The following is a 14,536-nucleotide window of genomic DNA, read 5'->3' on the forward strand; positions in this document are numbered from 1 at the left end:
GAATGACTCACTATATTCGACGACAGGCCCCCGCTCGACGCGAGTGACCCGACCGTTCGGTACCGATGTCGGTGTCGTCTGTGCCAAAGCGTGTCGCTGAACGGACGGTCCTACGACCAGCAGCGTCCCGCGTCGACGTTGATATCCTGTCCCGTAACGTGTCGCGCCCGATCGCTCAGGAGAAACGCGACCACGTCGGCGGTATCCTCGGGTTCCAACAGCGTTCCCAGCGCGGTCTTCCCCTCGAAAATTTCCTCCCGTGCCTCCGTTTCCGAGATTCCCAGCCGGTCCGCTTGGTCCGCGATAGACCGTCGAATTCGCGGGCCGTCGGTCGCTCCGGGACAGATCGCGTTCACGGTGATCCCGTCGTCGCCGAGATCGAGCGCGAGCGACCGCGTCAATCCGATGACGCCCATCTTCGAGGCGTTGTACGGTACTCGGTTCGGAACCGGCTGTTTCGCCGTCGTCGACGAGACGTTGACGATCCGCCCGCGATCGCTCTCGCGAAGGTGGCCAAGCGCGTGATGGACCGTCGTGAACATCGCGGTGAGGTTCACGTCGAGCGTCCGTTTCCACTCCTCGAGCGAGACGTCCTCGACCGGCTTCGTCGGACCGACGATGCCCGCGTTGTTGACGACGGCGTCGAGGCCGTCGAACCGATCGACCGTTTCGTCGACCGCATCGGCGACCGCCTCTTCGTCGGTCACGTCGGCCTGGATGGGGAGAGTCGGACCGTCTATCTTCTCGGCCGTCTCGTGTACGCCGTCGCTTCGAGCGACGAGCGCGACCGACGCGCCGTGGTCGGCTAACGTTATCGCAGTCTCTCGTCCGATACCACCACTCGCTCCAGTGACGAACGCTGTAACGTCGTCGAGCATAGATTCGACATACCGTGCGATGCACAATAGCGTTTCCCCGCCCGGCAGGGAGGCTCTCGACGCGGAGAATTATGTACGACGCTATCAAATGAAATCCCATGGAACTCGGTGTACGAACGGTGCCATTCGGCGAAACCGACGTCGAGTCGCTTTTGGAGTGGTTGCAATCGAACGGAATCGAATCGATAGAGTGCAGCGTCGGCGGGTTCGCACCGTCGAGATTTCTCGACGCCAGTTCGATTCTCGAGAACGGAGAAACCGAGGTGGAACTGCTAGAGGCGATCGACGACGTCGACGTCGAAATCGCCGCCCTCGGGTGTCATAACAATCCACTCCACCCGGACGAGGGGGTCGCAAGCGACGCCGACGCGGAGTTACGGTCGGCGATTCGGCTCGCATCTCGACTGGACGTGGACACGATTTCGTGTTTCTCCGGACTTCCCGGCGGATCGGCCGACGACAGCACCCCGAACTGGATCGTCGCGCCCTGGCCACCGGATCACTCCCGCGCCCATCGGTATCAGTGGGAGTCGGTGGCGATCCCGTACTGGTCGGAACTCGCGACGTTTGCGGACGACCACGACGTAACGTTGGCGATCGAACCGCACGTGAACATGCTGGTACACACGCCGGGGGATTTGCTTCGGCTCCGTGAGCACACCACCGACGCGGTCGCGGCGACCTTCGATCCCTCTCACCTCTACTGGCAGGGGATCGATGCGATCGATGCCGCAGTCGCGTTACTGGAGCGCGATGCGATCGCTCACGCTCACGCCAAAGACGTCCTCGTGCAGGAGCGAACTCGACGGGTCGACGGCGTCCTCGACGCCACGTCGTTCGGCGACGGGTCGGAGAGATCGTGGACGTTCTGTCGCCCCGGTGTCGGCCACGGGAGAGCACACTGGGAAGCGCTCGTCCACACCTTGAAACAGCGTGGTTACGACGGACACCTCTGTATCGAGTACTTCCGCGAGGAAGTCGAAGAGCCTCACGCGAGCGTCGAGAAGTCGGCCCACTTCCTTCGAGAGATCCTGTGAACCCGTGATCTCCGATGGGCGATCGAATCGTTCGGCAGGCAAATCGTTTTGAAAGACCGACGCAAATTGGAACGTGAAACATGACAGAATCAGAACAGCGGATCGTCGACGGATTCTCCCACGTCCTTCCGGCCGAGTACAAAGACGCACTCGACTCGTACGCAGGCGGTTCGCACGTAGTCTCGGGACTTCTCGATTCCATTCCCGAACTCACCGACGTCGATCGACGTCTCGACCTCATGGACGAACACGGCGTCGACGTCGGCGTTCTGACGCCAGCCAGTCCCCCGGTCGAGACGATCGCCGATCGCCGGGGTGCGGTCGAGCTCGCGCGAACGATGAACGACGGCATCGCCCGGATCGCGACCGAACACCCCGATCGGTTCGTCGGCGTCGCGACCGTGCCGATGAACGATCCCGACGCGATGGTCGACGAACTCGATCGGGCCGTCACCGATCTCGGACTACAAGGCGCGTTGGTCTACTCGAGCGTCGATCGCCGGCCGGCCGACGAACCGCATCTCGGGGGAACGGGACGACCGATCGATCGCCCCGAACTCGATCCATTCTACGAGGCTGTCACCGATCTCGACGTTCCGATCTGGCTGCATCCGACGCGACCGAAGACGGTACCCGAGTACGTCGGCGAACGCGACTCGAAACACCTGATCTGGCAACTCTTCGGCTGGCCGTTCGAACTCAGTGCCGCGATGGCCCGACTCGTCTTCGGCGGCGTCTTCGAACGCCATCCCGACCTTGACGTGATCGCCCACCACGCCGGCGGCATGCTCCCCCTTCTCGCCGGTCGGATGGACGTTCACGCGGAACTCTTCGAAACGTTCGGCGACGCGGACGTCGGTGGTGACCTCTCTCGCCCCTACGTCGATCACTTCCGGCAGTTCTACGTCGATTCGGCGACCTTCGGCTCCGTCGCAGCCCTCGAGTGTGCGCTCGAGTTCTTCGGCCCGGACAGACTACTCTTTGGGACCGACGCACCGTTCGACGTCGATGGCGGTGCCGTCAGCGTCGAGCGGTCCCTCGAGGCGGTCGCCCGGTTGGACGTCTCCGAGGCCGACCGGCGTCGAATCTACGGCGAGACGATGCTCGACCTGCTCGCGTAGCGACGATGCCCCGAAGAGAGTGCAGAGCGGTCAGGGCGACCGAACCTGGTTCTCCAGCGTTCCGACCGTTTCAATCTCGACTTCGACCGTATCTCCCGGCTCGAGGGCCCCCTCGCCGGCGCGGTCGGACCACTCCTCCATCGGGATCGTTTCGGCGCTCGTCCCGGCTGGGGTACCGGTTGCGATGACGTCGCCGGGAAACAGCGTGAAGTGATCCGAGATCTCCGCGACGAGTTCGGGGATCGAAAAGAGGAGTTCGTCGGTGTTCGAGGACTGTCTCACCTCGCCGTTGACCCGGCAGGTGATGTCCAGCGATTCCTGGAGGTCCGTCTGAACGAAGGGGCCGATCGGACAGAACGTATCGAGTCCTTTCGCCCGCGCCCACTGCTCTTCTCTGTATTGCCAGTCGCGAGCGGTGACGTCGTTGACGCACGTGTAGCCGTCGACGTACGCAAGGGCGTTCGCCTCCGAGACAGACGAACAGCGCTCACCGATAACGACGCCCAGTTCGGCCTCGTAATCGAGGAAGTGAGACGACTCGGGAGCGATCACGTCGTCACCGTGTCCGACTATCGACGACGGGGGTTTAAAAAAGAGCATCGGGAACTCCTCCTTCTCGACTTCTCCCAGGATCGCGCGGACGTGGTCGCGATAGTTCTTTCCGACCGCGACGATTTTCGTCGGTTCGGTCGGCGGAAGGATCTCGACGTCGTCGATCCCATAGGTGGTGTCGTCGGTCGTGATGCGATCACCGTCGACGGTTCCGCTATTCACCGTTCCATCGGCTCGAAATCGGACAGTGCGCATAGTAATCAATTGACAGGGGCATTCATATTCTTTTCCGATCTCGAACGCACTGCCACGTCGAATCAGTAATTTGGAACGAGAACCATCGAATGTTCCGGCGGTACTGCCGCACTCGTTGCGATCGGTCGTTCACGACCGAACGGATGCCGGTTTCGAACGTCCCTCGGTTAACCGCACATCGATACTCACCGTTCTTCGAGCGAAATCTCGTTCGAGTCCGCCACGCTGCCGAACTTCGCGTCGATACGCTCGAGGCTTCGTTCGTGGGCGATCGGATCCGCCGAGGCGGTGCAGTCCGAGAGTACGGTGATGCGGTAATCGCGGTCGTACGCCGAACGGACGGTCGACTCGACGCAGACGTCGGTCGCGATCCCGCCGACGAGCAGTCGCGAGACGTCGTTGCTCGAGAGATACACCTCGAGATCGGTTCCGTAGAACGCGTCGTAGCGGTGTTTGGTGACGACGACGTCGTCCTCGCGGACGTCGAGCGCCGAGTCGAACGCCGCGCCGTCGCTTCCAGGCGCGCACGGGAGCGGTCCGTCGCCGTACTTGTCCGACCAGACGGGCGACGTCGCCCGGTCGTCGTGAACCACCCTGACGAAGATCGGTCGTCGCCCGGTCTCCCGATAGCGCTCCAGCAACTCGTTCGCGGATTCGATGCGCTCCTCGATCGTCCCCGCCTCCGTCTCGGGAACGTAGCCGTGATCGGGGTCACAGAACTGCGCCTGCACGTCGATCAGTACCAGCGCCGGATCGGCGATCATGGCAGTTGATTGCGTCTCGACTACGTATAGTTGTACCGCTGATGGAGTCGATCGGATCTCCCGTTCGGCGGACTACGGCGTTCCTCGGTTCGGTCCCTCGAGGCGGAACCATTACAAGAAGATGCTGTGATGTCACCACATGGCACGAGTCGAGCTGTGAGATCCAAAACAGTCCGACGACCCGGACGTCAGATCCTGGGCGTCGAAGGTATCCAATCACGACGGAGAAGTCGGCGCGCACTTCCGGTCCGAGACGTCGTTCCCGGAGGTGATGATGCCGGTGTACGACGCACGCGTCGCGATCGCGCGCCACCGCGAAATCGGCCCGGAACTGTTTACGAAGATCGCGATCGCGGTATCGATGGCCAACGAGTGTCGGTACTGCACCGGCGCGTACGCCTCGTTGTTGAGCGGTCGTCTGGGCGACGACGAGGCCGTTCGCGAGTTCCAGACGTCGCTCGCGCGCGGCGACCTCTCGGGACGGGAGGCTGACTTCGTCGACTTCGCCCTGACGCTACTCGAGGATCCCCACGAGCTGACCGACGAGGACTTCGCCTCGCTTCGCGACGCGTACGGGCTGACGGACAGGGGCTTCGTCGGGTTGTTCTACGCCGTAAACATCGTCTCGGGATACAACCGCATCACGATCGGGTTCGATCTCGAGTACGATCACTCGTATCCGAAGCGGTGGGCCGATCCGGACGCCCACGAGTGGCAACGGTAGTCTCGGCGGCAGTCTTGGATGGGGACGACCGCTATCGGTAACGCGATCGAAAACTCACCGTGGTAGACGTTTCGGGGTCCGTACCCGCGTTACTCGCTAAAGCGCTCCCTGAGCGCGGCGTAGTCGATCTTGCTCGTCCCCGTCTTGGGTAACTCGTCGACGAACCGAACCAGCCGCGGCTGCTGGTAGTCCGCCAGGTCGGGCGACTCCGCACAGAAGGACTTCACGTCCTCCTCCGTCAACGACTCGTCTCGGGGGACGACGATCGCGGTCACCGTCTCACCCCACGTCTCGTGTGGGACGCCGATGACCGCCGAATCCGCAGCCGCCTCCCAGGAACCGAGCACCTCGTTTACCTTCTCGGGGTAGATGTTGATCCCGCCGCTGATGATCATGTTGTCGTGGCGGCCACGCAGGTACAACAGCCGGTCTTCGCCGACGTAGCCGAGGTCGCCCGTAAAGAGCCAGCCGTCCTCGTGGAACGTCGCCCGCGTTCGCTCCGGATCGTTCCAGATCTCCTCCGCCACCGACGGTCCGCGGATGATGATCTCGCCCGTTTCCCCGCGGTCGACCGCCGCGCTCGGATCTCGACTGCCGGGTTCGATGACCCGCACTTCGGTGTCCGGGACGGGGTAGCCCACGCTGTCGAGCGTGTCTTCGTCGACGTCCTCCGGAAAGAGCGTCATCGAGGACGACATCGTCTCGGTCGTGCCGTACATCGTACAGATGTTCGGCGTGATCCGTTCTTTGATCCGCGCGAACAGTCCCGGATCGAGCGGCTCACCCGAGTAGCCGGCCGTTTCGACCGATTCGAGGTCGTACTGCTCGAGGTCCTGGCTGAGAATCCGTTTCCAGATGGTCGGGACCAGGATCAGCGACGTGATCTCTTCGGCGTCGATCGCCTCGAGGATCTCGACCGGGTCCGACTGCTGGAGATAGACGACGGTTGCGCCCGCGTTGACGTGTGGGAACGTCGTGTTCGCCCAGGCGATGAACGACGGCGTGTTCGTCTTGAGCGTTCGGTCGCTCGGGCCGATCTGTTTCTTGTAAAACGCGAGGTGCGTGCTCTCGACGATGTTTTCGTGGGTGTGGACGACCGGCTTCGGGACGCCCGTCGTGCCGGACGAGAAGTTGATGAAGGCCCGATCGGACGGGGCGATCTCGGGTAGGTCGCGGGCGGGCGTCTCGAGGAGGTCGGTGTACCGCTTCGCGAACGTCGGCGCCTCCCCCAGCTGATCGAGGACGATCGACTCCGCAATCGTGGACGACCCCTCGAGCACGACCTCCGCCGTCTCGCGCAACTGTGGCTGGAAGACGAGCGCGGTCGGCGAGACCGACTCCGTCATCGCCTGGATCGTCGCGGGCGACTCGCGGAAGTGGATCGTCGCCGGAATCGCTCCGGCGCGCAACGCGCCGAAGTACGCGACGGCGTGTTCGACGACGCTCCGATTGAGAAAGACGATCCGATCTCCCGGTTCGATTCCCAGCTCGCGGAGACCGTACGCGAACCGGCGGCTCTCTTCTTCGAGTTCGCCGTACGTGTAGGCTCGTCGCTCGTCCCGTTCCCCCTGAACCAGCGCTTCGCGTTCCGGATACCACGTCGCCCCGTGGACCAGCGAGTCGATAATCGTCGATCGCGTTCCCATGGCCGGTCTATTACGGTCGGGGTACAACACTGTTTTGTCTGTCCGGTGAGGGAACTCCTGGTCTACTCGCCGAAGATACTCTCGATCACGAGATTCTGTGGCTCTATCGACACGTCGACAGGCATCGACGACAGCGATCGGTCGTTCCGCGTTCGGCAGCTCTCCCACAATCGGTAGTTATAGATGGATTCGGGTTCCTCCAGCAAGTAGACCATGCAGTATGAGTACATCGAACTAATTGTCGAGGAAAACGTGGGGCGGCTCACGCTCGACCGACCCGAAAAGCGCAACGCGATCGTCCCGGAACTCGCCCTCGAGGTGACCGACGCCCTAGAGCGGATCGAAGACGACGTGCGCGCCGTCGTTCTCGAGGGGAAGGGATCGGCGTTCTGTGCGGGTATGGACCTCGAAAAACGGTTCTACGAGACCCGCCAAGAAGGTCCCAGGGCGTTTTACGAGGCGGGACGGAAGACGGGGACCATGTTCACGACGCTGTTCGATTACAACCGACCCGTGGTGGCGAAGATCGACGGCTGGACGTTCGGTGCGGGCTACTGTCTACAGGCGGTCTGTGACTTCGCGATCACGACCGAGGAGTCGGTGTTCGGGCTCTCCGAGATCAACTTCGGCATCATTCCCGGCGGCGGCGCGATGTGGGCGGCGGTCAACACGATGAACCGTCGGAAGGCGCTGTACTACACCTCGACCGGCGAGTCGTTCACCGGTGCCGAAGCCGAGGAGATCGGCGCCGTGACCGAGGCCGTTCCCGAGGACGACCTCGACGATGCCGTCGAGAATCTGGTCAACTCGCTCGTCGAAAAGAACCCCGTCGCCATGCAGTTCAACACCGCCGTGCTCGAGCGCGTGCGGTACATGGACTTCCACGAGGCGCTCGACTACGAGCGCGGCAAGAGCGAGGAGATGAAGTACTACCAGCAGGACGAGTGGGTGGACGAGGGGATCGGCCAGTTCAAAGAGCGCGAGTACAAGCCGGGACTCGAGGCCTACGACGAACAGTCCGAGGAGTCCTCGTAGAACCGCTCGAGGCGTCGTCTGGCCGGCGGCCCCCTCGCTATCGACCGTAAACTACTCGCGTTCGTTTTGTCGTGCTGGGGCCGAGTCGGAACCAGCGAGGCCGGCTTCACAGAAGAAGTGCGATCGGGTGGCTTACTCGAAGAGCCGCCGGTCGACGAGTTGACGGGTGGCTTATTCGAGGTACCGCCGGTCGACCAGGTCGTCCACCTCGACCGTCTCGTCGATGAGACCGGTTCGTTCCGCGAGGTCGATCGAGCGATTGACTCGGTCGTCCGTGAGCATGTTCGACATGTCCGTCTCCCACATTTCGTCGTTCTGTGCCTCCTCGATGGTCTGTGCCCAGACCTCGACGTCGCCGGAGTCGTACTCTGGGAAGTCCGCCGGAGAGTCGAATATCATCTCCGCCAGCTCCTCCGGATCGGTCTCGTAGGTTTGTTCGTACGAGTTGGTCAACTCCTCGGCGATCGTCCGGTACACCTCCTCGTTCTCGTCGAGCCTGTCGTCGGTGGTTACCCACTGGGCGAGCGAGAGAGGCTCTGCGGCGACGTCGTCGTTCGGGTTGTGGAACCACTGTGCGATGCCGCGCTCTTCGACGTCCACCGCCGCGCTCGCGAACACGGTGGTCGCGACGACCTCCTCTTCTTCCATGGCGGAGATACGGTTCGGCGTACCTGCGATGTAGCTGATGTCGAACGCCTCCGGATCGCCGAGCTGTGATTCTGCGGTGGCTCGGAGCGTGAGCGCCGAGAACGACTGTGGCGAGTGCGCCGCGACGGGCGCACCCTCGAGATCGTCCCACGACTCGATGTCTGGCTGTGCGATGATCTGCTGTGAGAACTTCTGGTTTAATTCGAGGAACGACGAGATCGGGAATCCTTCCCGGATCGAGTTGATGATCGCCGGCGGGTTGGAGTACCCCAGTTCGACCTCGCCGCTGACGATTCCGGCCACCATCGCGGTGAAGCCGTTGAACACGACCGGTTCGATCTCAACGCCTCGGTCTTCCATCGCCTCGTTGAATATCGAGTACGTCGGAACGCTGTAGCCCGCCATCGCCGGCGAGGGATGACCGATGCGGAGCGGATTCGGAAGTTCGCCGTCGCCGTTGCCCGTATCGTCGTCGGCACCTGCCGCGGTTCCGTCGTCGCCGTTGCCGTTCCCCGTTCCGCCGTTGCCGTTATCGTCTCCCATACAGCCGGCGAGTCCGACCGCAACACCTGCCCCAACTGTCTTGAGAATGGTTCGCCTCCCACTGCCATCGTTATGTGGCATAGTACCACCATTCGCAAGACCCAATTTAAATATTTTGGTCACTATATCAATAGTACCGGAAGAAACGTACCTTCAGGTGGAAGGATTGTTGTATATAAAAATTCAACCATTCGACTCGAAGTGGTCGATCGTCGATCCACCGCCGGAACGCCGTTTACCGCTCGGCGGGACGAACGACCGTCTCAGCTCAACAGATCGGGCGTGTCGGCGAGTCCGTCGCTCAACACGGCGTCGGCGATGGTATTGCGAAGCATCTCGTCGGTCCCCGCGGCGATCCTCTTCCCACGTACCAGTCGATAGAGGTACTCGAGGGGGTGGCCCTGCTGATAGCCGTTCGCACCGTGGATCTGGAGGGCTTCGTCGACGACCGAGTTACACACCTCCGTTGCGTACAACGCGGCGATCGACGACTCGAGTCGGTCCGGTGGCCGCTCGTTTTCGACGGCACGGACGACCGTGCTGTAAACCATGTTTCGGGCGAGCTGGATCTGCATCGCCATGTCCGCGAACTTCCATCTGAGCCCCTGGAACTCCGCGATGGGTTGGCCGAACTGTTCGCGCGTCTTTGCGTAGTCGACCGCTTTGTCGAACGCACACAGGGAGATTGCGATGCATCCCATCGCCGACGCACAGCGCTCCCAGTTCAGCGCCCGTAGCATGTTCTTGAACGCGCTCTTCCCGCTGACGACGACGTGAGACTCCGGAACCGAGACGTCTGTGAACGTAAAGTGCGTCTGCGTTTCGCCGGCCATGTTCGTGTAGTTCGTCTCACGCTCGACGCCGGGCTGGTCCGTGTCGACCACGACGACGCCCATGTTCGAATCGGGCAGCCTCGTCCAGACGACCAGCGAGTCGGCGCTTTCGCCCTGCGTAATCCAGATTTTCTCGCCGTTCAGCCGGAACTCGTCGCCGTCTTCCGTCAACTGCGTTCGGATGTTCTGGACGTCGCTGCCGGCCTCCGGCTCGCTGATCGCGACGCTGATGGAGCGTTCGCCGGCGGTCACTTCGGAGATGTACGTCTCTTTCAGCGACTCCGATCCGAACATCTCGATGACGCGGGGGGCGATCATCGACCGCCGGTAGATGCTCTGGGCCGTGTCGGGACAGATTCGGCCGATCGCCTCGATCTGCAGACAGACCTCGAACTCCGAGAGCCCGCCGCCGCCCAGTTCGACGGGATAGTTGAGGCCGATCAGCTCGAGGTCGGCGAGCAGTTCGACGTTCTCCGTCGGCGGTTCGTCGTGCCAGGTGAACGCGCTCGAGGCGAACTCCTGGGTCGCGATCCGACGACACTCGGAAAAGATCAGTCGCTGCTCGTCTGTGAGCGAGTACATGATTGCTTCTCTTGTGAAGATCACTTAAGAGTGTGGGAAGGGGTCGGACGCCACTCTCGCGGACGACAACTCTCGACGACGCGCTGTGTTCCCCCACGTGAAATCGTCGGCGGCCGTCGTGGGTTCGCGCTTTGGCTGTCCCGCGCCGCGGGGCTCGCACTCTCCGGCGATCGGCCCCGCATTTGTGAGGATGGCTTCTTTGCGATCGCCGGTCGGTTTCGACACTCGATCGCAATTGCGGTGTGGACACAAACTACGATATCGTCAAACATACGCACACAATTTTACAGTTGTATGTGAGTAAACGAGTGAAATATACCAGTAAAATAACACAGTGTTCAATCATGGGGTAGAGCGTAGACCACTCACTGTACACACACTAAGGATGTGTATCAAATGGGCCGCGGCACGTCGCCGCGGACGACGCCACTGCCTCGTCCGATCGACGCTCGCTCATCTGGGGAACGCACCGAGTGGCCGTCCGGATGGAGGGCCAAACACTTAATACCGTCCTCGCGGCCATAGGTAGACGAGAGATGGCAGTTAATACCACGTTCGAGTTGGATCCGCAATCGATTTCGGAGCGGCTGTACGACGCTGGGGTTGCCGGCGCTGGTGGTGCGGGCTTTCCGTCGGGTGCGAAGTGGGAGAAACTCGACGACGTTCACTCGTTGCTGGTCAACCACCAGGAGAGCGAGCCGAACTACTACTCCGACGTCTGGCTCGCGGACGACCGCGCCGAGGAGTTCGCAGCGTTCTTCGAGGCGATGATCGAGGAGGGGCTGTTCGATCGGATAGTCGTCGGCACGAAACAGAAGTATCGCGACGAGTGGACGACCGAGTTCGAGGCGGCCTGCGACGCAGCCGTCTATCACGAGGACGACCTTCCGGCGGATCTCGACGACGAGGAGGGAATCGTCTTCGCCTACACCGGCGAGACGTACGATTTCAGCGAAGAGCAAGTGCTCTTGATGATCACCGCCGGCGAACGGATCGGACGCGACCTACCCACGGATCACGGCTGGCTCGTTCACAACACCGAGACGCTGTGGAACGTCCGAAACGCGCTGGCCGACGAAACGCCGGTTACCCGAAAGTACGTCCACGTCGACGGCGACACGCCGGTTCACCGCTGTCTCGAGGTCCCCCTGGGAACGACGGCTGCAGATCTGCTCGAGGCGGCCGACCTCCCGCCGGACGAGTTGCCCGACGACGCCGTCCTCCTAGATGGGGGCCCGGGCTGGAGTTACGCCATCGACGAGGACCCCCGCGCGTTCGGAACCAGAAAGCGAACGAACGCTGTGATGGTCCTCGACGAAGCGACCGTCGAGGAGCACACCGAGCAGGAAGACCGAGTCAACGTCCTCGAAGAACGCGACTGGTACGCCCGCGAGCACGAGACGGAGCCGACGACGCTCGAACCCGAGTCGGTTCGGATTCCGCTGATCACGAACGCGGCGTACGACGGCCTGGTAACTCCGGGCGATCCGACCGTCGAACCGGGCGATAGCGTCTCGAGGGGCGACGTCGTGGCCGAGCGGACGGACGGATCCATTTCGAACAACCACCACGCGTCGATCGACGGCGTCGTGTCCGAGGTGACCGAGACGCACGTCGTGCTCGAGTCCGAGTGATCCACCGCCGGACCCGGACGTCGATGCCGTGATCTCCGGGAGTGCCAATCGGATCGCTCGTCGTAAACGGGGGGTTTCGTGTGACCTCGGATGCCGGAAGGCCCGAAACTCGTCGACACCTTCCGCTGAAACCAGCCCCCAACGGACGTTCGTCACCTTGTTCACCCGGGAAACCTCGTGCGGACCGTTACGAACGGGGAAAGCGACTGCCGCCGGCACCGTTCACGCGTGGAATACTCATAAATGATGCATGTTATTATATACCATGAGGCCTTATTCTCCGCTGTACATGAGAGCTGTACGATTCCACGAACGGTCGGGCAGCGATGCCCTGACCGTCGAAGAGGTCGATGAACCGTCGCCAGCACCCGGACAGATACTGGTCGACGTCGAGGCAGCGGGAGTCAATCGAGTGGACGCCGTGTTCGCAGAGGGTGGGTTTTCGGAAGTGTATCCGCACTCCCGGCTCCAACCTCCCCGACTGCCGCATATTCCGGGCTCGGACTTCGCGGGCACCGTCGAGGCCGTCGGCGACGGCGTCCGAAGGTTCGACGTGGGCGATCGGGTCTTCGGTGCCGGACTGGGAGCGAAGTTCCCGGGAACGTACGCCGAAAAGGTCGCCGCACCAGTTTCAAACGTCGCTCACCTTCCGGACGGCGTGTCGTTCGAGAGCGGCGCTGCGATCGGTCACGCCGGCGTCACGGCGTGGCATTCGCTCGTCCACCACGCGGACGTGGAACCCGGTGACTACTGTCTCGTCCACGGCGGAAGCGGCGGCGTGGGCCACGTGGCCGTCCAGCTTGCCGCCGCGCTGGGAAGTCGCGTCGTCGCGACGGCCGGCTCCGCCGAGGCTCGGGAGGTGATCCGTGAGCTGGGCGCCGTCGACGCACTGGATTACGCTCAGTCGCACGACGATCTCCGGGAGTCGATCCTCGATGCAACCGAAGGCGGCGTCGACGTCATCCTGGATTATCACCTCGACGATTACTTCGAACTGGACATCGAGGTGTCCAACCTGAACGGTCAGGTCGTGGTCGTCGAGGGTGGCGAAACGGGTATCGATCACCAGCACCTGCGGCTCGCCCTCTGGAAGGACCTCACGATTCAGGCTGCGGGAATGTTCAACATACCAGATATGAGCGCCGCGCTGACGAGACTCGGGCGGCTGCTCGAGGACGAGTCGCTCACCGTCGAAATCGATCGTCGGTTCGATCTTGACGAAGCGAGCGAGGCCCAGAAGGCCGTCGAAAACGAGAGCTACGTCGGAAAGCTCGTCATCGTCCCCTGAACTGCGGTCTCGTCTCGCTCACGTCGGATCGCCGATCACGATCCCTCGCTGGTGAACGACTCCGGCGGGATGATCGGCCCCCACGCCGAGAGCGCCTCTTCGAACGTGTAGAATCCCGGCTCGGCATTCGGATCTACGTCTGCAACGCCGGCTGCGAGTTCGAAGCGATTTCCGCCGGGTTCCCAGAAGTAAGAGAAGATACTGTCACCGACGTAGTGGCGACCGATTCCGAGTTCGAGTTCCTGTCCGTGCTGGTTGATTCGATCGACGAACATTCGCATCTGCTCCGTGCTCTCCATCTCCCAGGCGACGTGGTGCATACTGTACTCCGGCGGGCCACCGAGGAACGCAATGTCGTGGTGATGGACGCCGTGTCGAGTGAACGCACCACCCCACTCGTCGTCGTTTTCCTCCGCGACGATGACGTTTGAAATTTTGAAATCGACGACGTCTCTGAGAAACTCCGCATCGGCTTGTACGTCCGGACTCATGAGCGTAACGTGATCGAGGTCGGGTGGCGTAACCCCGAGCCGTCCATCCTGGGCCTCGTCGGAGTGGAAGTACGCCCAGTCTTCGACGGTCACGAACTCTACTCGCTTCCCCGTCGGCGTTTCGAACTGTACGCCGACGCCCTGTCCCGGCTCCTCGCCGTCAGTTCGTCGGACGTCGACGCCCTCGTCGGTCAGTCTCGCCTCGTACGATTCGACCTCGTCCTCGCTCTCGACGCGAACGGCGACGTGATCGAGTCCGGTCCCGCCCTCGGAGACGGCGAGATCGAAGTTCTCGTCGAGTCCACAGCCGAGATACACCGTACCGTCACTTCGATCCTGTTCGACTAATCCCATCACATCCGTGTAAAACGGGACGGCGCTGTCGAGCTCTTCCACTTTCACGTGAACGTGTTCTATTCGCTGGGCGCTAGGCATTGCAGATTGCTATTATTTAACATGCTACAATAACTTTTCCCTACCCTCGAGCGAACGCCGTCCCACGATT

At 62.2% G+C, this 14,536-nt stretch carries 13 protein-coding genes; 6 read left to right on the forward strand and 7 right to left on the reverse strand.

Annotation, left to right across the window (positions count from 1 at the left end):
* Positions 1-110 precede the first annotated feature (110 nt).
* Positions 111-878 carry an SDR family NAD(P)-dependent oxidoreductase gene (locus EA472_RS03460; RefSeq protein WP_124190118.1) on the reverse strand — a complete coding sequence of 256 codons (768 nt, stop codon included), beginning with the start codon at positions 876-878 and terminating at the stop codon, positions 111-113.
* Between the two features lie 98 nt (positions 879-976).
* On the opposite strand from EA472_RS03460, the gene EA472_RS03465 reads away from it, so the two are divergent.
* Together EA472_RS03465 and EA472_RS03470 are read left to right on the forward strand one after the other, a co-directional pair.
* Complete coding sequence (locus EA472_RS03465; protein ID WP_124190119.1) at positions 977-1,915, forward strand: sugar phosphate isomerase/epimerase family protein; 939 nt, start codon at positions 977-979, stop codon at positions 1,913-1,915.
* Positions 1,916-1,995: 80 nt separating this feature from the next.
* Positions 1,996-3,036: an amidohydrolase family protein gene (locus EA472_RS03470; protein WP_124190120.1), complete on the forward strand. Its 1,041-nt coding sequence runs from the start codon at positions 1,996-1,998 to the stop codon at positions 3,034-3,036.
* Positions 3,037-3,066: 30 nt separating this feature from the next.
* Here EA472_RS03470 and EA472_RS03475 read toward each other — a convergent pair whose 3' ends face one another.
* A complete protein-coding gene (locus tag EA472_RS03475; RefSeq protein ID WP_124190121.1) occupies positions 3,067-3,843 on the reverse strand; it encodes a fumarylacetoacetate hydrolase family protein in 777 nt (258 codons plus the stop codon).
* Positions 3,844-4,028: 185 nt separating this feature from the next.
* Positions 4,029-4,607, reverse strand: coding sequence for a cysteine hydrolase family protein (locus EA472_RS03480; RefSeq protein ID WP_124190122.1), 579 nt, complete (start codon positions 4,605-4,607; stop codon positions 4,029-4,031).
* A 280-nt stretch (positions 4,608-4,887) separates the two neighbouring features.
* Here EA472_RS03480 and EA472_RS03485 point away from each other — a divergent pair, with 280 nt between their 5' ends.
* Positions 4,888-5,331: a carboxymuconolactone decarboxylase family protein gene (locus EA472_RS03485; protein WP_124190123.1), complete on the forward strand. Its 444-nt coding sequence runs from the start codon at positions 4,888-4,890 to the stop codon at positions 5,329-5,331.
* An 89-nt stretch (positions 5,332-5,420) separates the two neighbouring features.
* Here EA472_RS03485 and EA472_RS03490 read toward each other — a convergent pair whose 3' ends face one another.
* Positions 5,421-6,977, reverse strand: coding sequence for a class I adenylate-forming enzyme family protein (locus EA472_RS03490; RefSeq protein WP_124190124.1), 1,557 nt, complete (start codon positions 6,975-6,977; stop codon positions 5,421-5,423).
* Positions 6,978-7,190: 213 nt separating this feature from the next.
* Between EA472_RS03490 and EA472_RS03495 the strand changes: the two genes are divergently transcribed.
* Positions 7,191-8,012 carry an enoyl-CoA hydratase-related protein gene (locus tag EA472_RS03495; RefSeq protein ID WP_124190125.1) on the forward strand — a complete coding sequence of 274 codons (822 nt, stop codon included), beginning with the start codon at positions 7,191-7,193 and terminating at the stop codon, positions 8,010-8,012.
* A gap of 171 nt (positions 8,013-8,183) precedes the next feature.
* On the opposite strand, the gene EA472_RS03500 is transcribed toward EA472_RS03495, so the two are convergent.
* Both EA472_RS03500 and EA472_RS03505 read right to left on the reverse strand, forming a co-directional pair.
* A complete protein-coding gene (locus EA472_RS03500) occupies positions 8,184-9,284 on the reverse strand; it encodes an ABC transporter substrate-binding protein (protein WP_124190126.1) in 1,101 nt (366 codons plus the stop codon).
* Positions 9,285-9,466: 182 nt separating this feature from the next.
* Positions 9,467-10,618, reverse strand: a complete 1,152-nt coding sequence (locus tag EA472_RS03505; protein ID WP_124190127.1) for an acyl-CoA dehydrogenase family protein — start codon at positions 10,616-10,618, stop codon at positions 9,467-9,469.
* Positions 10,619-11,154: 536 nt separating this feature from the next.
* Between EA472_RS03505 and EA472_RS03510 the strand changes: the two genes are divergently transcribed.
* Both EA472_RS03510 and EA472_RS03515 read left to right on the forward strand, forming a co-directional pair.
* Positions 11,155-12,252, forward strand: coding sequence for an NADH dehydrogenase subunit (locus EA472_RS03510; protein WP_124190128.1), 1,098 nt, complete (start codon positions 11,155-11,157; stop codon positions 12,250-12,252).
* A gap of 289 nt (positions 12,253-12,541) precedes the next feature.
* Positions 12,542-13,540, forward strand: coding sequence for a quinone oxidoreductase family protein (locus EA472_RS03515; protein WP_124190129.1), 999 nt, complete (start codon positions 12,542-12,544; stop codon positions 13,538-13,540).
* Between the two features lie 35 nt (positions 13,541-13,575).
* On the opposite strand, the gene EA472_RS03520 is transcribed toward EA472_RS03515, so the two are convergent.
* The gene (locus EA472_RS03520) at positions 13,576-14,466 is read right to left on the reverse strand and encodes a VOC family protein (RefSeq protein ID WP_124190130.1); all 891 of its coding nucleotides are present in this window, start codon (positions 14,464-14,466) and stop codon (positions 13,576-13,578) included.
* Positions 14,467-14,536: the final 70 nt, after the last annotated feature.

Source organism: Natrarchaeobius oligotrophus, from assembly GCF_003841465.1.
GTDB lineage: Archaea > Halobacteriota > Halobacteria > Halobacteriales > Natrialbaceae > Natrarchaeobius > Natrarchaeobius oligotrophus.